The sequence below is a fragment of the Lacinutrix venerupis genome (assembly GCF_001971745.1).
In the GTDB taxonomy this organism is placed as follows: domain Bacteria; phylum Bacteroidota; class Bacteroidia; order Flavobacteriales; family Flavobacteriaceae; genus Lacinutrix; species Lacinutrix venerupis.
In genome coordinates this window covers 1,818,188-1,838,200 of record NZ_CP019352.1, presented here as the reverse complement: position 1 = coordinate 1,838,200, position 20,013 = coordinate 1,818,188, and the positions used below count along the sequence as shown (strand labels likewise).

The window sequence follows — 20,013 nt, the reverse complement described above, 5'->3', positions numbered from 1 at the left end:
TTTATTTTGCACTTTTAATTATTTCATTTACAAACTTATAAGTGTTAAAATAAGGAGTTGCTTGACTAATACTATACGAGAGTGTTGTTTTTGTTTTAGGAGAATAACCTATAAAAGTACCATAAAACCCAAAATGACCGTAAAAAGTATCTTTGTTTACCACAAACTCATAAACACCTAAGCCGTATCTACTTTCGTTTTCTTTGGTAAATTTTACGTCAATTATTTTTTGTAAAGATTTTTGGTTTATTAATTTAAGATGAAACAGACCTTGTATAAATGTTGCCATATCTAAATTTGTAGATACTAATCCGCCACCAGCCCAATCAAAAGATGTATTAATTTTAGAAAAATTAATATTACCTATATATTGATGTATTACTTCTTTTTTATGAGTTGGTTTTTCGTAAAATTCAAAATAAGTATCCTTCATATTTAAAGGTGCTATTATTCTATTTCTTATGGATTGTGCAAGTGTTGTATTGTCTAGTTTTTCTATAATTAAACCAAGTAAAACATAGTTTATGTCTGAGTAATGCCAACCTTGATTAGGTTTAGAATGTGGCTCTTTATTTAAGTTATATTTATAATACAACTCTATAATTTTTTTTGGTGAATATTGCGTATTTGGATGTTGAGTGATTTCTAAAAAAAAGGCCTCTTCCCTATCTGTAAAAATATCTGCTAATCCAGAACGATGAGATAAAAGTTGTTTAATAGTAATATGCTTGGCAAAATGCTTATTATTAAAAATATGAAAATCTTTAAATTTAAGGTATTCTATATCTTGTAAATATTGAAATGCATTATCTGTTATATTAAGTTTTCCCTCTTCTTCAAGTTGTAAAATAATAGTTGAAACAAACATTTTAGTACTGCTTGCTATTTTATAAGCACTATGTTTTGAAACAGTATCCTTGTTTTTATCTACCAAACCAAAACCTTCGTTATAACGATAGTTTTCATTTTCGAAATAAAACAAAATACTGTGTAATGGTTCTTGTAAATTATGGTTTATTTTACTTTTTATCATTTTGTTTATAGTGTCTGTTTGTGCACTTGCTAAAGTTGATAAAAAGACTAAGATTAGTATAAGTCGTTTCATAATTTGTTTAATTTTTTAAGTGTAATTATCCAAAAATAAATACAGTACTAGCAGTTTAATTCTAAACTATTGGTTTATATTTTCTTTAAAGAAATGGTACAATCGTTTAGATCCAAAACGTGGCGCAATATTATCTTCTGCCATTAAAGTTAAAAAGAATTCTATTGGTCCATAAAATTTAGACGATGTAAAATTTCGTAAACTCCATAATATAAATCGCCTTATACAATGCGGTAAATGGATTATTTTATTTGGTTTTTGTATAGCATCTAAAGCCATTTCTCCTATTTCATTTAATGTTAAAATGTCTGGTCCACCTACCGTAATTTCTGTAGTTGTGCTTTTAATAGATTGCAAGCAAACAATAGCTAAATCTTGACCATGTATAGGATTAAACTTTTGTTCTCCATTTCCAAAAAGATAGATTTTCCCTTTTTTAGCCATGTTTAAAAAATCTTTCATATCAGAAAAAAAACCATTTGGACGAATTATAGCATATTCCAATCCGGACGTTTTTAATGCATCTACAAATTTTTCTTTTGCTTCAAATATTTTAAGATGTCTGTATTTATCTCCATGTATTGCCGATATATAAATAAACTTTTTAACACCTGCTCTTTTAGCTTCGTTTAAAAGGTTAAGGTTTGCTTGGTAATCTACATCCATATAAGTTAATCCATCTTTTTGCCTAGTAATACCAACGGTTGAAATTACTGTTGCTACATTTTCACAAATACCGTATAACGTTTTTGGTTTTGTTACTTCAGCTTCTATAATTTCTACCGTTTTACTTTTTAAATGTGTTAACTTTTTAGTTGTTCTTGTTATTAGTTTTGTTTTAAAACTATCTTCAACCAGTGCTTTTGCAATATAACTTCCTAAATATCCGGTAGCTCCAGCTAATAAAATAGTTTGTGAAATAGATTTTTCCATTTTTTTTAAGTTTTAAACGCTATAGGTTGTTTTTTAAAACTTTATGCCTAAATAAAGGTTAGGCTCAAATAAAAAATAAGAATCCCACTTGTTATCTAATTGTTTAAATGCATCTGGTGTATTAGTATCAATCATCCAATTTTGACAATGAAACTGAGGTTCTATAAAGAATTGTTTCTTTTTTCCAAAAGCAAAATGATAACCTACATGATAAGATGTATAAAGCTTAAAACCATTTGCTATTTTTTTGTTGTTAAGATCTAAATAGGTTTTGTATTGCGGCAATACTTCAACTGAAGCAAATAGTCCTTTCCAAAGCATACGTTGGTAAGATAGACCTATACCTGTTTCTCTTAGATAACCTGGATAAAACTCGGTTTTAGAATCTATTTTGTTAGTAAGGTCATCCCACCATTGAATTCCCATAGGTTGAAACAATCTCCATGTAGCGAACTTTACACCTATAATATTTTTAGCATCTAGTTCTTTTTTTACATGAAATTCTATATGTTGCGTATTAGTTCTTTCTCCTCCTTTACCAATGTTGCCTAAAATAATTGCAGGAAAACTAAACCTGTATTTTAAACTAGTGTTAGTTTGTGATGCCTCTAAATTTTCTTGTGCAAAAACACTAAATGTGCATAATGCTAAGCAGATGATTAATAATTTTTTCATTTTTAATAAGTATTTGATAGTTCGTCTTTTTGATTGATGTTACCTTTTAAAGATTTTTTACTTAAACTCGTTTATTAATAGCTGTTCAATAATTGTATTACGTTGCAATCCTGTGTCATCTTGTTGATTGCTTAACAATACTATTGTAGCATCGTATTCTGGTATAAAACCTATCATACTCCAATAGCCATCAATATCACCGCCATGCCAATAAAGTGTGGTGTTTCCTTCTTGCGTGGTAAACCAGCCTAAACCAAAATCTACATAACCACTAGGTACATTTTGAGCAAATATTTCGGCTTTTTCAGTGTCTGTAAACCAATTTGTTTTTACGGCATTGGTCCAAGTTTCCATGTCTTTTGGTGTGCTACTAAAATCTCCAGCACCAAAAGCTATGTTTATTGGATAAGTGCTATTAACGCTTCCATTATTATAACCTTGAGCGTGCGTATTAACGTTAATAACACTTGTACCTTTATAAGTATCTGTCATTAATAATGAATTAAAAATATTTTGCTGAATATAATCGTGGTAAGACATTTGAGCTAGTTCTTGCACTAGTAAAGCTGCGATGAGAAAATTTGAATTGCTATATTGTTTATTAGAACCAGGTGAGAAATTGAGACCGTTTTCTAGAATTAATGCTATAATAACTTCATAAATATCTTCTTCGTCTAATGTTTCTCCTTGGTTATATGCCTCTTCAACCACAAATTGATAATCTGGAATGCCAGATTGATGCGATAATAATTGAGCTATTGTAATTTCGCTTCCGTTTGGAAATTCGGTATCAAATTCGTCTAAAGTTTGATTTAAACTACTTATTAAGCCATCTCGCTTTAGTTGCATTATTGCAGCTGCGGTTAAAGTTTTTGTAACAGAACCTATGCGATAGGCAACATCGTAACCTTGAGGCATTGCTGTACTATTATTTGCTAGTCCAAATCCTTTACGGACTAGATCATTTCCGTTTTTAGTTACAATAGCATAACCTTTAAAATCGATGCTATTTAGTAAGTTTTCAGCAGTAGAATAGTTTATTGTTGATGAGATATCATCATCATTTGAGCAAGATGACATAAAAGTTAACATGCATAGAGAAAGTGCTATTATAAAGTGATTTACTATTCTCCTTTTTAGAAACGTTTTTTCCTTTTTTAATGTTTGATTTAATGATTTCATTATTGGTTAGTTTTAAAATGGATTAATATTGTTTTGATAGTGCAAATTTGAAGCATAAGGTGTCACCAATCGTCTTAAATTATAATTTAGAACGTTTGGAATTATAACATTAACTATCTCATTTACATTTAAAAATGTAAAAACTAACCGTTTTTAGAAGATAATATGGAGTGTTTTAAAAAAAGAAAAAACAAGTGCTATAACAACGAGGCTTTATTAATTTTTACCCATTGACTAGGTGTAATACCTTCGTTTTTTTTGAAGTAAGTATTAAATACACTTTTAGAATTAAATCCACTGTCATAAGCCAAACCTAAAATAGTAATGTGATTAAATTTTGGATTTAATGCAATAGTTTTAAAATGATTAATACGGTATTGGTTTACAAAATCATTAAAGTTTTTTTTAAAGCTAGAATTAAGTAACCATGACATTTGGTTAGCGTTAATGTCTATTTTTTGAGCCAGTATACGTAACGATAAATCTGAATTTAAAAACAACTGCTCCTCTTCCATTACTTTTATTAATAGCGCTTTATATTGTTTTTCTTGAGCTTTAGAAAAGAGTTGTTTAACAATAGCTTCTTTTTTAGGGATATGCGCGTTAGAGCGTTCGAAAATGATTTGTAAATACTCATTAAACCTATCGAGCTTATGCAACGGCAATAATAAAGGATCTACTTTTAATAATGTCATTAATGGCTCTTTATGCAAAATTCCTGTTTCAATAATATCCAGAGCTTTAGTATAACTGCCAATTAATGTATAAATGTAAATTAAAAAAAAGCTTACTCGTTCACGACTTTCAGACTCCATTAAAAGCAATAATGCATCTATGTTAGCTTGAATTTTATCATTTTCTTGCTGTAAACAATAAGCTATAGTAGTCATTATTAAACGCTCTACTTTTGCTCCTTCAATTTCAGGAATAGTATTAGCTACATTAATTATTTCTAACGGTTTATTTTGCAAGCTTAAAGCAAGTGCATAAATACCATAACCAACCATAAATTGATTATTTATTTCAAAACAACGATTAAAATATGTATTAATACCAGAAAAATCTTTGTTTACATAGGCATTATAAGCCATGAAATAATTATTTAAATCATTTAATGGATCTAGACTATAAGCTTTTTTAATATGGTAATTAGCATCTGTAAGATTGCCTTCTAAAATTAAAGTGATAAAAAGTTTTTGATGTGCATCTGAATATCCAGGCTTTAACTCAAGTGCTTTTTGTAAATGTTTGCTTGCTGTTTTAAAATCCCATTTTTTATTTAAAGCATTCCATCCATAAGAATGATATACTTCTGGTAGATTTACATTTAATTGATGTGCTTTTTTAAGGTAATTTTCTCCTTTTCTAAAGGCATCCTTTACAGGCATAAGTCCGCCGGCAGCCATACTATTATATGCATAATGTATGTTAATATAAGCTAAGGCAAAATTAGGAAACGCTTCTATTATATTTTTTAAAATAGAAATACCTTTTAAAATGGCTTGCTTGTTAAATTGTGCTGTTAATTTTTTAGCTTTTAAAAACTCTTGATACGCTTGTGTAGAAATGTTAGGATGCTCTACCAGTTGTTCTTTAACTTCAAAATGCCCAAAATTCTCTCTTATTTTATCGGCAATTAAAAGACTAATTTCATCTTGAAGTTCAAAAATATTTGAGAGTTCTCTATCAAAATTATTAGACCAAAAATGACTACCATCTGTTGTATTAATTAGTTGTGCAGTAATTCTAATTCTTTTTTTAAAAACTCTTATACTGCCTTCTAAAACTGTTGCTACTCCTAATTGATTTCCTATATGGCGGACATCTATATTTTTGTTTTTAAAAGCAAAAGAAGAAGTTCTTGCAATAACTTTTAAGCCTTGAATAGAGGTTAATGCATTAATTATTTCTTCGGTAATACCATCGCAAAAATATTCGTTATCAATATTATTACTCATATTGACAAAAGGTAATACTGCTATGGATTTTTGGTTAATCAAAGTTTGGTTTTATACAAATTAAAACAAAAAACATAAATTGTTAAATAAGTTGTATAAAATCGTCCTAATATTTTATACATAAATTCATTTAACATAAAATCATGGTTAAGCTAAAATGATATTCTATGATGTCTGATAAAGCGTATGTACAATCTATATTGGTATACAACTTACCTTATTTAAAAAAATGAATGCAATTTCTTTATTAATCTTCATTATTCGATTTTTTTAATAATTCTGTAAATTCTCTTATTTAAAATCTGAGATAAATTCCAGTTAAGCAATTTTGGATCGGTTGTACTGTAGAAAAAAACCACTACGGCATCTATGTTTTTATAGTATTTAGTAAAAATTTGATATCCAGGAACCCATCCATCGTGCTCAAATTTATAAACTGAAGCATATATTTCCTGTTCATTATTTTTAAACACAGTTCCATTATTTAATGCTCTAATAAACTTACCAACATCTTCGGCTGTAGCGTGCATGCCATAATCGTTTGTTTTTAAATCATGTTCATACCCAACATGGTAACCACTCATTACATGATCTATGTTTACTTCATTAACCGAACTGAATGTGTTTTTAAGATTTAAAGGATTTAAAATTTCTTCTTGAATGAATTTAAAATTAGAATACCCTAAAACATTATCCATTATTTTATTGATAAATAAGTAGTTAGTATTACAGTATTCATATTTTTTACCTGGTTTAAAGTTTGCTGGTTTACCATCAATTAGAGCTAAACTTTCCTCGAATGTTTCTGTAGGTTCTGCCCAAAAGTCTGGTGTGTCTGTAAAATTTGGAATTCCACTTCTATGTTGAATCATTAATCTTAATGTAATTTTATCTGCATGCTCTACTCTATCGATTAGTTCTGGCAAATAATGTGCAAGTGTTTTATCTAAAGAAAGTTTTCCACTACTTACTAATTTGGTTACAGCAACAGCATCGTATAATTTACTTATACTAGCTATTTTATAAAGTGCATCTGGTTTTGCAGGTATTTTTTCTTCTTTATTATGCCAACCTGAAGCATATTTTTTAGGGCTTTTTCCGGCCTGATCTACATAAACAATAACACCTTCAAACCCATGATTTACAGCTTCGTCTAATTGTTCTTCAACGGAATTTGGTAAAGGTAAAATCCACGCTTTCACTAATATCCAAGGCACAAAGCATAATGAAGCAATGGAACCAACTATTAATATAACTCTAAGCATGATTTTTATTTTTTTTTTGTTCATAATCGTTAATATTAAATTTATTTCTGATGCAAATATATTTTGGATTACTAATAGAGTATATTTTTACTTACTGATCTGTAATTTTTTATAGATGAATTGTTTTGAGTTATTTTTTAAATGAATCATTTTATAATTAATAACAAAAAAAAAGTGCTACTATAAATATAGTAGCACTTTAAAATTAACAACAAAATAAATATTTACTTAGCCGAAATATTTATAGTTAATTCAACTCTTCTGTTACTTGCTCTTCCAGACGCTGTTGTGTTTGGAGCAATAGGTTGAGTTTCTCCTTTACCTGAAATAGAAATAGCATCGTTACTTAAATTTCTTGAAAGAAGGTAAGTTTTAATTGCTTGAGCTCTTTTTACAGAAAGGTTATAATTGTAATCATTACTTCCTCTGCTATCTGCATGACCTTCAATAGCAATGTTGTACTGCATGTTAGAAATGCTATTTGCAATTTCATCTAATGTTTCTTTAGCATTATCATCTAATTCAACACTATCAAAGCCAAAGTAAACTTTTCTTAAACTTGCTGGTTTAATTTCTGCTGGAGCAGTTGGTGTCTCTACCACTTTTGCAGGACAACCATTATCTGTACCTTTTACTTTAGGACAGTTGTCTTTATTATCTGGGAAACCATCTCCATCTGTATCTGGGCAACCTCCAAATTCAATTAAACCTGCTACTTCTGGACATAAATCGTCTTTATCTGTAACGCCATCACCATCTGTATCTGGACATCCACCAAGACTAGCTAAACCTGCTACTTCTGGACATAAATCAAATTCATTTGGTACACCATCTCCATCAATATCATTATTAACTTCTTCTTTCTTTTCTTTTCCAAACTTGTAAACAAGACCTAAGTTGTGATCCCAGTGTTTTGGTAAATAATCTTCGAAAGTGTGCTTATAAGTTGTTTGTAAGTTAACACCAATCTTATCTGTAAACCAATATTTAGCTCCTATAGATCCATTAACTGTTCCTGCACCAACTAAACTGTTAGAAGTGCTAGAGAAAGTGTTATATGGTCCTTCTTCTAACCAAGAATATCCACCACCTACAGCAATAAATGGTTGTAATTTTCCTTGACCAAACTTATAGTTAACCATACCGTCTAATCCGTAATATTTTAAATTGTCTACTAATACGCTTTCATCTGTTTCACCAAACTCACCATATTTACTTATTTCGTTTACAGAACCTTTAGCTGTAATAGATAAGTTATTAGTTAACATTCTAGTTACTCCAACATAAAGACCTAAGTTGTAGTGATCGTTTAAATTAAAAAACTCGTCAAAATAGTCACCTTGTGGTGCGTTTTCTCCAACAGGAAAAAGGTTGATAGCGCTAAAACCAGCTTCAAAAGACCAACGATTATTTTCTGTAGTAGTTGTTTCTGTTTCTACACCTTCTTGCTCTTCTTTATTTAATTTATAAACAATACCTAAATTGTGATCCCAATGTTTTGGTAAGTAATCTTCAAAAACATGCTTGTAAGTAGTTTGTAAATTAATACCAAACCTGTTACTTACCCAATATTTAAGACCAATAGATCCATTTACAGTTCCAGCACCAACTAAGCTGTTAGATGTGCTAGAGAAAGTGTTATATGGTCCTTCTTCTAACCAAGAGTAACCACCACCTACAGCAATAAATGGTTGTAATTTTCCTTGACCAAAGCTATAATTTATCATACCATCTAAACCATAGTATTTTAAATTATCAACTAATACACTTTCATCTGTTTCACCAAACTCACCATATTTACTTATCTCGTTAACTGTACCTTTAGCAGTTATAGATAAGTGTTTGTTGAAGTTTTTAGTAACACCTACATAAGCACCAAAATTATAGTGATCGTTAAGGTTAAAAAATTCGTCGAAATAATCTCCTTGTGGAGTGTTTTCTCCTACAGGAAAAAGGTCTACAGCACTAGTACCAATTTCAAAAGACCAATTTTTGTTTGTCTCTTGAGAAAAAGATAACTGAGCAAAAAATGCCAGAAATAATACTATTGCAAAATAATTGTAATTATGTTTCATATAAATTTATTTTTTGAGTGCGCGAATTAACGAAATAACACTGATATAACAAACCTAATTTTTAAATAATTTTCCTACGTAAAAACATGTGTTACAGAGGCTATTATGGAATTTATAATTTTAAAGAGAAACTTTTGTTTTTTATTATAAAACAATCATTTTTTAGTAATAAAAAACATGATTTTTGTGATTATTATTACGACTTAAACAGTTGTTAATTTTTGTTTAAATTACTGTTACTTAGATATTATTAGGGTTAAACAGGAAATTATTAAAAATCCTCGATAATTTTTAAAACAAAAAACTTACAAAAAACTATATTCGCGCCATGTGGATGTATTTAGGCTTATTAGCTGCTCTTTTTTTAGGTTTACACAATCTTTGTAAAAAACACGCAGTACAAGGAAACGAAGTTTTTCCAGTGTTATTGGGTACTGTTTCTAGTGGTTTTGTATTTGTACTTGTATTTAAAGTATTATCTATAGTTTATCCAGATTATGCTGCAGAACATGGTTATGTTTTTCAAGACATTTCATTACAAACTCATGCTTTTATTGTAGTAAAATCTATTATTATGGCTGCGTCTTGGGTATTGGCTTATCAAGCTTTAAAACATTTGCCTATAACTATTGTAACCCCAATTAGAAGTGCTGGACCATTTTTTACATTTATTGGTGCAATTTTAATTTATAAAGAAAGCCCTAATTTATACCAATGGTTTGGTTTTTTTATTATTATTTTTTCTGTGATTTTATATTCTAAAATAGGAAAAAAAGAAGGTATTATTTTTAAAAGTAATAAATGGATTTTTGCCATTATAGCAGCTACATTTTTAGGTGCATCAAGCGGATTGTATGATAAGTTTTTAATACAAAGTTTAAGTTTAAATCCACAAACGCTACAATTTTGGTTTTGTTTTTATACAATTTTAATACTACTAATAATACTAAGTATTACTTGGTTTCCTTATGCTTCAAAACGTAAAGCGTTTAAATTTCGTTGGTCTATAATTGCTGTTGGTGTTTTACTACAAGCAGCAGATTATTTTTACTTTAAAGCATTACAAGATCCCGATGCATTAATAATGTTGCTGTCGGCAATAAAACGAAGTCAAATAATTATAGCTGTTGTTATTGGAGGTTTAGTATTTAAAGAACATAATAAGCGTAAAAAATTAGTACCATTAATTGGTATTTTAATAGGTGTGTTCTTGATTTTATATTCTAATAAATAGTTTTTTGCTACCAATCTATGGGAAAGTAATCTTTTAGAAACTTACCACTCCAATGCTTACCTGTATTTATACCATCTATTAAAGGATCCATTACACGTGCTGCTCCATCTACAATATCTAATGGTGGTTGAAAATCGTGTACCTCTACTTTCTTTTTAGATAATGCTGCCGGATCTTCATCTGTAACCCATCCAGTATCTACTGCATTCATATATATCCCAGATTTAGCAAAAGTTGCTGCAGACGTATGTGTTAGCATATTTAAGGCTGCTTTAGCCATATTGGTATGTGGGTGTCGGTCTTCTTTTTTAAAACGATGAAATTTCCCTTCCATTGCAGACACATTTATAATATGTTTTTTGCCTGTATTTTCTTTCATCATTAAGTTAGATAAACGATTACACAATACAAAAGGAGCTACTGCATTTACAAGTTGCACTTCTACCATTTCTGTAGTTTCAATCTCTCCTAATTTAAGTCTCCAACTGTTGGTTTTTCTTAAATCAACTTGTTGTAAATCGGCATCAAGCTTTCCTTCAGGAAACACTTCAGATGTTTGTAAAGAATTATCGAAACTATATGGAATTTGAGAAAGTTCTGCAGAATTTCTAAGTCCTATTCCTGGTTCTGGACCATGCCAAGTTACCGGTAATACGTTATTTTTATTTGCTTTTGATGGACCAATACTTAAACTAGACAATTCGTCTAAACAACTTTCATGATCTTTTAATAAGGTTTGTGCTAATTTTGGAAGTTTATCTATTGGTAATTTTTCATTTTCCATTAAATGACGATAAAAACCAGATGGTCTTCTAACAGTTTGAGCTGCATTATTAATTAAAATATCTAATCTATCGTATTTTTGCTCTATATAATTACAAAAAATTTCTACACTAGGTATGTGTCTTAAATCTAGGCCATGTATGTGTAAACGATGGCTCCATGCATTATAATCTTCTTCTTTAGAAAAACGAATAGCAGAATCTGCAGGAAAACGTGTTGTTGCAACAACTGTTGCACCAGAACGTAATAACATTAATGTAATATGATATCCTATTTTTAATCGAGAACCTGTAATTACAGCGACTTGGTTTTTTAAATCTGTAGTTTGAAAACGTTTAGCATAATTTAAATCTCCACATTCTGTACACATAGCATCATAAAAATGATGCAGTTTAGTGTATACTGTTTTACAAACGTAACAGTTTCTTGGCGATTCTAATTCTGGAGTATCTTCATTATTAATTGCTGCTGCGGCTAATAATTTAGGAGCAACAAATAAAGCGGCTTCTCTTGCCGAACGAATTCCCGTAGATTTTCTAGCGTGCTTGTCGCTTTCAATCATTTTACGCTTTGCTGCTTTTTTAGCATCTTTTCGTCTGCGTTGAAACTCATCACGATTTGGTCTTGTTAAAGCTCCTGCTACTTTAAAAAGCTCTATACGTTGTGCTTCTGGTAAATCGAAAAGCTGATTAGTATCATCCAATAAATTTTGAATGGTTTTAATGCAATGCGCTATGTCTTTATTAATTTCGTTTTCCTCCATATATAAAAGCTATTTGCTTTTTTTTGTTTTAGAATCTTCTTTTTTTTCGTTTAAAGTATTTGTGCTCGCTAAATAATTTGCTAAAATTTTATCTACCAATTCTTCTTTTGTTAAATGATGAAAAATGGTTTTAATTTTTCCTTTTAAACCTTCATCTACTTCCCTATTAGGTTTAGTTTTAAATATTTTTTTTGCCCATAATAGTGTGTTATTATCGGCAATGCTTTTAGCATCAGGTTTTTTAAAAGGTGTAAAAGTAATATCTAATTCTTCTTCAAAATCGCCAATATCTTCTATTTCTTCATGTTGTATAATTGTAAGAGAAAGGCCTTTTGCTCCTGCTCTTGCTGTACGCCCACTTCTATGCACATAAGCCTCGTAAGTGTCTGGTAAATGATAATTTACAACCCAAGACAAGTTTTTAACATCTATGCCACGAGCAGCTAAATCTGTAGCTACTAATATAGAAATATGTCCTTCTCTAAATTGCTCCATTATACGGTCGCGAATACCTTGTGTTAAACTTCCATGTATTGCACCAGATGAGAATTTATTAATGGCTAACTTTTTTGCTAATTTATTAACGGCTGCTTTTGTTTTACAAAAAATAATACCACGATGTCCCAAATTAGAATTTAAAAAATGAAGTAATACTTCTAACTTTTCTATAGGCTCAACAACTATATATTGATGATCGATACCTTGATGCCCAAGCGTTTCCATATTAGCTTCAATTTGAATTACATTTTTAGTCATGTAATTTTGAATCATTTGCTTAATACTTCCTGGTAAAGTTGCCGTAAATAAGAGCGTTCTTCGCTTTTTTGGTAATGCTTTAATAATAGTATCTACTCCTTCTTTGTGAGCGCTTACCATTTCATCGGCTTCATCTAAAATAAAATAATTTACTTCTGTAATATTTATAGCTTGACGCTCTAACAAATCTGCTAAACGACCAGGTGTTGCAACAATTATATGCGTTGTACTTTTTAGTTTTTCTATTTGTGGTTTTATGGGTATACCACCAAATAGTCCAGAAATTTCCACATCCAAATTATCTGGTTTATAAGATTGTAAGTTATTAAAAATTTGTTGCCCTAATTCTCTTGTTGGTGCTAAAATAACAGCTTGAATATTTTTGTTATTTACATCTATTAATTGAAGCAATGGTAGGCCAAAAGCAGCTGTTTTTCCTGTTCCTGTTTTTGCTAACGCAACAAGATCTTCTGTTTTATTTAGAATTATAGGAATAACTTTTTCTTGAATATCTGTTGGTACAGAGATTTGTAATGAAGATAAACGTTCTTTAAAGTCGTTATTAATTCCAATATTTAAAAACTGTTTTGACATAAAATATTTTTTTGTAAATATAACTACACTTTTTATAGCACAAGCTTTTGAGCATAAAAAAAGCCCATCTTTTATAGATAGGCTCTTTTTTGAAAATATATGAATATATCTTAGATAACTTTTACGTTAACCGCGTTTAATCCTTTGTTTCCTTCTTGTAAATCAAATTCAACTTGGTCACCTTCTCTAATCTCATCGATTAACCCAGAAATGTGAACAAAATGATCTTTGTCTACACCTTCTTCTGTGATAAATCCAAACCCTTTAGTGTCGTTGAAAAATTTTACTGTTCCTGTACTCATTGTAATGTAATTTAATTTATTAATATATAATAGTTTACAAAGATAGTGCCATTATTATTAGAAAGCACTACTTATTCTATTTAATAAAAATTATTATCGCTTTATGCTATTTAAATATATTACTCATTGCATTAAAAAGCGCTTAATTAAATTAAGGTTACACGTACTTTCTTTTTCTTAAGTCTTGTGTTATTTGTTTTATTAATAACGTCTAATACTTTTGTTTTAGGAACAGCCACAAAAGCACAGTCTTGTTTTAATTCTATTACTCCTAATTCATTACGCTGTAAATCTCCTTGTTTAAAAAATAATCCTGCAATATCACCTTTAGAGATTTTATCTTTTCTACCTCCAGATATAAATAAAGTTGCCCAATTGCTATTTATTTTATTTTGCTTCTCCTCTATTTTTTCAACTTCTGAAGTTGTTATAAACTCAGGAAGGTATTCGTTTTCCCATTGTAATACATAAGCTGTTCCATGCGTATTCATCCTAGCGGTTCTACCGTTTCTATGTGTAAACTCTTCTGCTTTTAATGGTAATTGATAGTGAATTATAAAATTTAATTCTGGTATATCTAAGCCTCGGGCAGCTAAATCTGTAGCTATTATAATTTGATGTGTACCATTTCTAAATTTAATTAGCGCTCTTTCTCTATCTATTTGTTCTAAACCACCATAGAACGTGCCATGCGGTATATTATTATCTTCTAAGAAATCGCTAACATATTGAATAGTGTCTTTAAAATTACAAAAAATAATACCAGGCTTATTACCTATATGATGCAATAAATTGACTAATGTTTGTAATTTATTTTTGTCTGGAGAAATTACTTTTTTAATTGCTAGATTGGAAATTTTTGTATCTAAGTAATCTATTATTATTTCGTTTTCGAGACCTACAAATCTTGGTATTTCCATATCTTGAGTTGCAGAAGTTAATACTCGACGTTTAATATTTGGTAAACTTGCTAAAATCTCGCTCATTTCTTTTTCAAAACCAATTTCAAGCGATTTATCAAACTCATCTAATACTAATGTTTCTATATCTTTAACTAAGAAAGTTTCTCGTCTTAAGTGATCTGCCACACGACCTGGAGTTCCTATTAATATTGCAGGAGCATGTGCTAATTCTATTTTATCTTTAGAAAAAGGTCTTCCTCCATAAACAGCATTAGCTTTAAAACCTGTTCCCATTTTACGAATAACCTGCTCAATTTGAATTGCTAATTCTCGAGATGGAACTAAAATTAATAGCTGCACATTTTCACATTTCAAATCTAAATTCTCAAGTGTAGGCAATAAAAAAGCAACTGTTTTACCTGTTCCTGTAGGTGATAGCAAAACTGTATTTGCAGTAGAATTTATTGATAGTAAAGCTTCTTCCTGCATAGGATTTAAGGCTTCTATATTCAATTTATTTAAAATTGCTTTTTGAGTTTTTTTATTATTTGACATGCTTTAATTTTTGGCAAAGATAGATACAGTTTTACAAATTATAATCGTGATAGTAAACTATCTTTAACACCTTTAAACCATTCTTCTTTTAAAATACTTAAAATTATACTGTCTCGTCTAGAACCATTGGGAGTTGCACAGTTTTGCCTTAAAACACCTTCAACTGTACAACCAATACTTTTCATTGCTGCAATGCTTTTTTTGTTATTATTATCTGCTCTAAACTCAACACGTTCTATATTAAGTTCTTCGAAAGCGAACGACAACATTAAGTATTTACAATTTTTATTTAATCCTGTACCATGAAAAGCTTTACCATACCAAGTATAACCTAATTGCAGTGTTTTAAATTTTTCGTTATAATCGTAAAAACGTGTGCTTCCGGCATACTTACTTGTTTGCTTATCGAAAACTAAAAAAGGATAAGATTTTTTATCAGCTTTATCTTTTAATGCATTATCAATATAAGTCTTCATATTTTTCAGTCCGTCTGCTGGTTGCAAAGAATATTGCCAAAGCGTAGGTTCGTTAATAGCAAAAGTTGATAATATATTAAAATCTTCAGCTTTTAAAGGTGATAGTTTTACTCTATCATTTTCTAAAATATATTCTGAATTAAATTGTAAAGTACTCATATATAATATTTTTAATAAAAAAATTAATAGTATAAAAATACAAGTTATAATAACAAAAAAACCTTCAAAAGATTAATATTTGAAGGTTTTTAGCTTTTTAGTTAATTTATTTTATTTATGTAAAAGTATCGACTTTACATTAACAAATTCTTTTATTCCAAAACCACCATGTTCTCTACCATAACCAGAGTCTTTTACACCTCCAAATGGCATGTTTGGTACTGCTAAACCATACGAATTTATGTTAATCATTCCGGTATCGAAATGGTTTTTTGCTAAATTGATTGCTTTTTTTTCATCTTTAGAAAAGATACCGCCACCTAAACCAAATCTACTATCATTAGCAATGCGCATAGCATCATCATTATCTTTTGCTTTAATTAAAGAAGCTATTGGTCCAAAAAGTTCTTCGTCGTACGCAGGTTGCCCTGGTTTTACATTGTCTAAAACAGTGGACGGATAATAAAATCCTTTTTGTTCTGGTATTTCTCCACCACAAAGTACATTTGCTCCTTTGGCAACACTATCTTTTAACTGGTTATGCAGTTTAGTTCTTAAATCTTTTCTAGCCATTGGGCCTAATTGAGATTTTGAATCTGTTGGGTCACCATATTTTATGTTTTTCATAGCTTCAACAAATGCATTTTTAAAATCACTGTAAACACTTTCTACTACAACAAAACGTTTAGCCGCAACACAAGTTTCTCCATTGTTATAAATTCTACCTTCAACAGATTTTTTTACAGCAAGTTCAATATCTGCATCGTCTAAAACTAAATACGCATCATTACTACCTAATTCTAAAACAGTTTTTTTAAGCGCCTCTCCAGCTTTTGCTGCTATTTTTTTTCCAGCTCCAGAGCTACCTGTAAGTGTTACACCTCTTACTTTATCATGTTCTATAATTTTATCTGATGTGTCATGATTAATTATAAGAACTGTAAATAGATTTTTTGGCAATCCTGCTTTTTCGAAAAGAGATTTTAATTTTAATGCACTTCCAGTAACGTTTTGAGCGTGTTTTAACAGCACGCCATTTCCTGCCATTAAATTAACTATAGCATAACGCATGGCTTGATAAATTGGAAAATTCCATGGTTGAATACCGTAAATAACACCAATTGGCGCATATTGTATGATACCTTTTCCTCCATCAGGTAACTCTCTTTCTTCATCTTGTAATTGCTTGACACCTTCTTTGGCTGTAAAATCACATATGCCAGCGCATAATTTAATTTCTTGATGTCCTTGTTTTACAAGTTTACCCATTTCGGCAGTCATTAATTCTGCTAATTCTTCTTTAGAATCTATTAATGCTTTACCTATTGCTTTAATTATTTTAGCACGCTCTTTAATGTCTGTTTTTTTCCAATTTAAAAAAGCTTTGTGACAGCTTTCTACTGCATCTTTTGCTTCGGATTCTGTTAAATATTTGTACTCTTTAATCTTTTCTTCGGTAGCAGGATTAATTGTTATAAATCCATTCTCTATTTCTCTTTCCATTATTTAAATTTTTGGTTATTTTTTTAAGTTAGACAATACTTAAAACAATAGCAATGACTTTAAGATTACCTTAGTACCATTTTATGATTATCTTATGAGAAAGATGATTAATTAACATTTAAAGAGTATAAATTTTAAGAAACTTTATATTACTCTTTTTGTTTTTCTTTTTGAGGGATTTGAAGTGTCTCTGGAAGAATTAATGATTTTACATATCTATCTGAATAGACTTTGGTAAAATGTGCGCCAAACAATAATATAATACTAGTATAAGACACCCACAGCATTATTAATATTATTGATCCTGCTGCTCCATAAGTAGAGCCAGGTTGCATTTCATGAAAATAAATAGCTAATAGATATTTACCAATTAAAAAAAGTAAAGTTGTTAATAAAGCTCCAACTCTTACAGATTTCCATGTAATTGTCGCCGACGGCAAAAATTTAAACATAGCAGCAAAAAGCACGTAAATAAATGCTATAGAGATAAGAAAATCGAAAACATAAAGATATTCGAACAAACTATCTGGTAATAAGCGCTCTAAATTTTTACTAAATGTACTTAATAATGAAGTTAAAATAAAACTTGTAAGTAATAAGAAACCAATAATTAAAATAAATCCAAAACTTTTAGCTCTACTTATTAAGGTTGCAATAATGCTATTTTTATATTTAGGTTTTTGGTCCCAAATTTTATCTAAGGCAGATTGTAGCTGAAAAAATACTCCTGTAGAACCATATATTAAAGTAATAATACCTACAACTGTAGCAAATATAGACGTAGATTCGTTTCCTCTATCTACCATCATCAATCTAATGGAATCTGCAGTATCTGGACCAATTGCTTTTGTAATTTCATCTAATAATTCTCCTTGTACAATATCACGTCCCCAAATGCTTCCAACGACATTTAATATTATAATTATTAAAGCAGGCAAAGATAATATAGCATAATAAGCAACTATAGCACTACGCTCGAATGGTTCGCCATTAAACCAAGAACTACCAGCTTTAACTAGTAGTTTTGGTAAATGCTTCAGTTTAAATTTATTTGGGTTATTCATTTTTACTTAAAAAATATTTGCTTAGCTAATATCTGTAATTTTAAATTACTTTTTTAAACTCTCCATATCTATTACAAAACGATATTTAACATCGTTATTTTGAACGCGTTTATAGGCGTTATTTATATTTTTTATATCTATCATTTCGACATCTGAAACAATATTATTTTCACCACAAAAATCTAACATTTCTTGTGTCTCTTTAATACCTCCAATTAATGATCCTGCAACTCTTTTTCTTCCCATAATAATATTTCCTCCATTCATTGGTTCTAAAGGCTCAATAGCGCCAACTAACACCATTGTTGAGTCACGTTTTAATAGTTGTATATAAGGATTAATATCGTGCTTAACAGGAACAGTATTTAAAAGAAAATCGAAAGATCCTCTATGCTTTTTCATGTCGTCCTTATCTTTAGAAATTAATACAGAGTCTGCTCCTAATCTTTTGGCATCCTCTGCTTTGTCTGGAGATGTAGTAATCATAATTGTTTCTGCTCCCATAGCGTGAGCAAATTTTATACCCATATGTCCTAATCCACCAAGCCCAATAACTCCAACTTTATCACCTTTTTTAATTTTCCAGTGGTTTAAAGGTGAAAATGTTGTAATTCCTGCACATAATAGTGGAGCTACAGCTTTTATATCTAAATTTTCTGGTACACTTACTACAAATTCTTCACGTACTGTAATACTTGTAGAGTAACCTCCAAAAGTTTGTTTACCAGTATGCTTATTTTTTCCATTATAAGTTCCTACCATGCCTTCTTCGCAAAATTGTTCTAAATCTTCTTTGCAAGCACTACATTCTTGACAAGAATCTACCATGCAACCAACACCAACCAAATCTCCTTTTTTGTAGTTTTTAACTTGATTTCCAACTTTTGTTACTTTTCCAACAATTTCATGACCTGGTACTAATGTGTAAGTGGTGTTTCCCCAATCATTTTTTGCAGCATGAATATCACTGTGGCAAACGCCACAATATAAAATGTCGATTTCTACATCATTTTCTAAAAGCTCTCGTCTTTTAATAGTTAATACTTCTAAATCTTTATCTTTTGCTTCGGTACCATATGCTTTTACTTCTTTCATTTCGCTGTTTTATTAATTATTATGCTTCTCCTCTAGCTGGATAATTTTCTTTTAATATAAAGTCTACTCCACCTAATATTGCTCTTAAACTTGGACGACCAAATGGCATAGATTGTATAGATTCCCAATACACTTCATGCTCTTTATCTAATAGAAACAAACCTGGTTCTGTAAAGAAATCTGGTTCTTTTTTAATTCCTGAAGAAATAAATAGTCCCCATTTTCTAGCCTCTTCAATTGGAAAACCATATGCTAATGGAATATCGTTAATATCCCAATCTTTATAAGTTTCTTTTGCAACACTTTCGGTATCCGAACTTATTGCAATAACATTAATACCTCTTTTTGAGAATTTTTCGATATTTTCTTGCACCTCTTCTAACTGTTCTTTGCATTTTGGGCAATGCTTACCTCTGTAAAATAATATTAAAGTAAAATGCTCTGGAGATTGCTCGCTTAATTTCCATGTTGTACCATTAATTAATTCTATTTCTAATTCTGGTGTTTTTGTTCTTGGTTTAATCATTTGCTTTTTTTTTTAAATTATGTTCTTTTAAAATAATGCTTTAAAAACCAATAGAGCGTTAAACATTTATTAAAACTTAAAATAGAAGTAATTAAAAATTATTTAATG

At 29.8% G+C, this 20,013-nt stretch carries 17 protein-coding genes; 1 reads left to right on the top strand and 16 read right to left on the bottom strand.

Annotated elements, in window-relative coordinates; all coding sequences use genetic code 11:
* Position 1 precedes the first annotated feature (1 nt).
* The 7 genes from BWR22_RS08260 to BWR22_RS08230 all read right to left on the bottom strand — a co-directional run bounded on the left by BWR22_RS08260 (position 2) and on the right by BWR22_RS08230 (position 9,193).
* On the bottom strand, positions 2-1,105 hold the full coding sequence (locus BWR22_RS08260) for a serine hydrolase domain-containing protein (RefSeq protein ID WP_076733213.1): 1,104 nt from the start codon (positions 1,103-1,105) through the stop codon (positions 2-4).
* Between the two features lie 66 nt (positions 1,106-1,171).
* The gene (locus BWR22_RS08255; protein WP_076733212.1) at positions 1,172-2,038 is read right to left on the bottom strand and encodes an SDR family oxidoreductase; all 867 of its coding nucleotides are present in this window, start codon (positions 2,036-2,038) and stop codon (positions 1,172-1,174) included.
* A gap of 33 nt (positions 2,039-2,071) precedes the next feature.
* Positions 2,072-2,713, bottom strand: a complete 642-nt coding sequence (locus BWR22_RS08250) for a hypothetical protein (protein WP_076733211.1) — start codon at positions 2,711-2,713, stop codon at positions 2,072-2,074.
* Positions 2,714-2,770: 57 nt separating this feature from the next.
* A complete protein-coding gene (locus tag BWR22_RS08245; protein ID WP_076733210.1) occupies positions 2,771-3,895 on the bottom strand; it encodes a serine hydrolase domain-containing protein in 1,125 nt (374 codons plus the stop codon).
* Between the two features lie 197 nt (positions 3,896-4,092).
* Positions 4,093-5,853: a helix-turn-helix domain-containing protein gene (locus BWR22_RS08240; protein ID WP_076733209.1), complete on the bottom strand. Its 1,761-nt coding sequence runs from the start codon at positions 5,851-5,853 to the stop codon at positions 4,093-4,095.
* A 257-nt stretch (positions 5,854-6,110) separates the two neighbouring features.
* The gene (locus tag BWR22_RS08235; RefSeq protein ID WP_076733208.1) at positions 6,111-7,142 is read right to left on the bottom strand and encodes a serine hydrolase domain-containing protein; all 1,032 of its coding nucleotides are present in this window, start codon (positions 7,140-7,142) and stop codon (positions 6,111-6,113) included.
* Positions 7,143-7,342: 200 nt separating this feature from the next.
* Positions 7,343-9,193: an OmpA family protein gene (locus tag BWR22_RS08230; protein WP_076733207.1), complete on the bottom strand. Its 1,851-nt coding sequence runs from the start codon at positions 9,191-9,193 to the stop codon at positions 7,343-7,345.
* Between the two features lie 328 nt (positions 9,194-9,521).
* Between BWR22_RS08230 and BWR22_RS08225 the strand changes: the two genes are divergently transcribed.
* Positions 9,522-10,427: an EamA family transporter gene (locus BWR22_RS08225; protein ID WP_076733206.1), complete on the top strand. Its 906-nt coding sequence runs from the start codon at positions 9,522-9,524 to the stop codon at positions 10,425-10,427.
* A gap of 7 nt (positions 10,428-10,434) precedes the next feature.
* On the opposite strand, the gene BWR22_RS08220 is transcribed toward BWR22_RS08225, so the two are convergent.
* The 9 genes from BWR22_RS08220 to BWR22_RS08180 all read right to left on the bottom strand — a co-directional run bounded on the left by BWR22_RS08220 (position 10,435) and on the right by BWR22_RS08180 (position 19,905).
* Complete coding sequence (locus BWR22_RS08220; protein ID WP_076733205.1) at positions 10,435-11,973, bottom strand: SDR family NAD(P)-dependent oxidoreductase; 1,539 nt, start codon at positions 11,971-11,973, stop codon at positions 10,435-10,437.
* A gap of 9 nt (positions 11,974-11,982) precedes the next feature.
* Positions 11,983-13,323 carry a DEAD/DEAH box helicase gene (locus BWR22_RS08215; RefSeq protein ID WP_076733204.1) on the bottom strand — a complete coding sequence of 447 codons (1,341 nt, stop codon included), beginning with the start codon at positions 13,321-13,323 and terminating at the stop codon, positions 11,983-11,985.
* 110 nt (positions 13,324-13,433) lie between these two features.
* Positions 13,434-13,625 (bottom strand): cold-shock protein, encoded by a 192-nt coding sequence (locus BWR22_RS08210; RefSeq protein WP_055444847.1) that lies wholly within the window; start codon positions 13,623-13,625, stop codon positions 13,434-13,436.
* A gap of 146 nt (positions 13,626-13,771) precedes the next feature.
* Positions 13,772-15,082, bottom strand: a complete 1,311-nt coding sequence (locus BWR22_RS08205) for a DEAD/DEAH box helicase (RefSeq protein WP_076733203.1) — start codon at positions 15,080-15,082, stop codon at positions 13,772-13,774.
* 38 nt (positions 15,083-15,120) lie between these two features.
* Positions 15,121-15,717, bottom strand: a complete 597-nt coding sequence (locus BWR22_RS08200) for a GNAT family N-acetyltransferase (RefSeq protein WP_076733202.1) — start codon at positions 15,715-15,717, stop codon at positions 15,121-15,123.
* A 111-nt stretch (positions 15,718-15,828) separates the two neighbouring features.
* The gene (locus BWR22_RS08195; RefSeq protein ID WP_076733201.1) at positions 15,829-17,220 is read right to left on the bottom strand and encodes an NAD-dependent succinate-semialdehyde dehydrogenase; all 1,392 of its coding nucleotides are present in this window, start codon (positions 17,218-17,220) and stop codon (positions 15,829-15,831) included.
* A gap of 149 nt (positions 17,221-17,369) precedes the next feature.
* Positions 17,370-18,284: a YihY/virulence factor BrkB family protein gene (locus BWR22_RS08190; RefSeq protein ID WP_076733200.1), complete on the bottom strand. Its 915-nt coding sequence runs from the start codon at positions 18,282-18,284 to the stop codon at positions 17,370-17,372.
* A gap of 45 nt (positions 18,285-18,329) precedes the next feature.
* Positions 18,330-19,379 (bottom strand): NAD(P)-dependent alcohol dehydrogenase, encoded by a 1,050-nt coding sequence (locus BWR22_RS08185; RefSeq protein ID WP_076733199.1) that lies wholly within the window; start codon positions 19,377-19,379, stop codon positions 18,330-18,332.
* Between the two features lie 19 nt (positions 19,380-19,398).
* The gene (locus BWR22_RS08180) at positions 19,399-19,905 is read right to left on the bottom strand and encodes a redoxin domain-containing protein (protein WP_076733198.1); all 507 of its coding nucleotides are present in this window, start codon (positions 19,903-19,905) and stop codon (positions 19,399-19,401) included.
* Between the last annotated feature and the right edge of the window lie 108 nt (positions 19,906-20,013).

What these genes read in the sequence shown, in the direction of transcription:
- BWR22_RS08260 (WP_076733213.1), bottom strand. Translation starts at nt 1,105, where the DNA reads ATGAAACGACTTATACTAATCTTAGTCTTTTTATCAACTTTAGCAAGT.
- BWR22_RS08255 (WP_076733212.1), bottom strand. Translation starts at nt 2,038, where the DNA reads ATGGAAAAATCTATTTCACAAACTATTTTATTAGCTGGAGCTACCGGA.
- BWR22_RS08250 (WP_076733211.1), bottom strand. Translation starts at nt 2,713, where the DNA reads ATGAAAAAATTATTAATCATCTGCTTAGCATTATGCACATTTAGTGTT.
- BWR22_RS08245 (WP_076733210.1), bottom strand. Translation starts at nt 3,895, where the DNA reads ATGAAATCATTAAATCAAACATTAAAAAAGGAAAAAACGTTTCTAAAA.
- BWR22_RS08240 (WP_076733209.1), bottom strand. Translation starts at nt 5,853, where the DNA reads ATGAGTAATAATATTGATAACGAATATTTTTGCGATGGTATTACCGAA.
- BWR22_RS08235 (WP_076733208.1), bottom strand. Translation starts at nt 7,142, where the DNA reads ATGAACAAAAAAAAAATAAAAATCATGCTTAGAGTTATATTAATAGTT.
- BWR22_RS08230 (WP_076733207.1), bottom strand. Translation starts at nt 9,193, where the DNA reads ATGAAACATAATTACAATTATTTTGCAATAGTATTATTTCTGGCATTT.
- BWR22_RS08225 (WP_076733206.1), top strand. Translation starts at nt 9,522, where the DNA reads ATGTGGATGTATTTAGGCTTATTAGCTGCTCTTTTTTTAGGTTTACAC.
- BWR22_RS08220 (WP_076733205.1), bottom strand. Translation starts at nt 11,973, where the DNA reads ATGGAGGAAAACGAAATTAATAAAGACATAGCGCATTGCATTAAAACC.
- BWR22_RS08215 (WP_076733204.1), bottom strand. Translation starts at nt 13,323, where the DNA reads ATGTCAAAACAGTTTTTAAATATTGGAATTAATAACGACTTTAAAGAA.
- BWR22_RS08210 (WP_055444847.1), bottom strand. Translation starts at nt 13,625, where the DNA reads ATGAGTACAGGAACAGTAAAATTTTTCAACGACACTAAAGGGTTTGGA.
- BWR22_RS08205 (WP_076733203.1), bottom strand. Translation starts at nt 15,082, where the DNA reads ATGTCAAATAATAAAAAAACTCAAAAAGCAATTTTAAATAAATTGAAT.
- BWR22_RS08200 (WP_076733202.1), bottom strand. Translation starts at nt 15,717, where the DNA reads ATGAGTACTTTACAATTTAATTCAGAATATATTTTAGAAAATGATAGA.
- BWR22_RS08195 (WP_076733201.1), bottom strand. Translation starts at nt 17,220, where the DNA reads ATGGAAAGAGAAATAGAGAATGGATTTATAACAATTAATCCTGCTACC.
- BWR22_RS08190 (WP_076733200.1), bottom strand. Translation starts at nt 18,284, where the DNA reads ATGAATAACCCAAATAAATTTAAACTGAAGCATTTACCAAAACTACTA.
- BWR22_RS08185 (WP_076733199.1), bottom strand. Translation starts at nt 19,379, where the DNA reads ATGAAAGAAGTAAAAGCATATGGTACCGAAGCAAAAGATAAAGATTTA.
- BWR22_RS08180 (WP_076733198.1), bottom strand. Translation starts at nt 19,905, where the DNA reads ATGATTAAACCAAGAACAAAAACACCAGAATTAGAAATAGAATTAATT.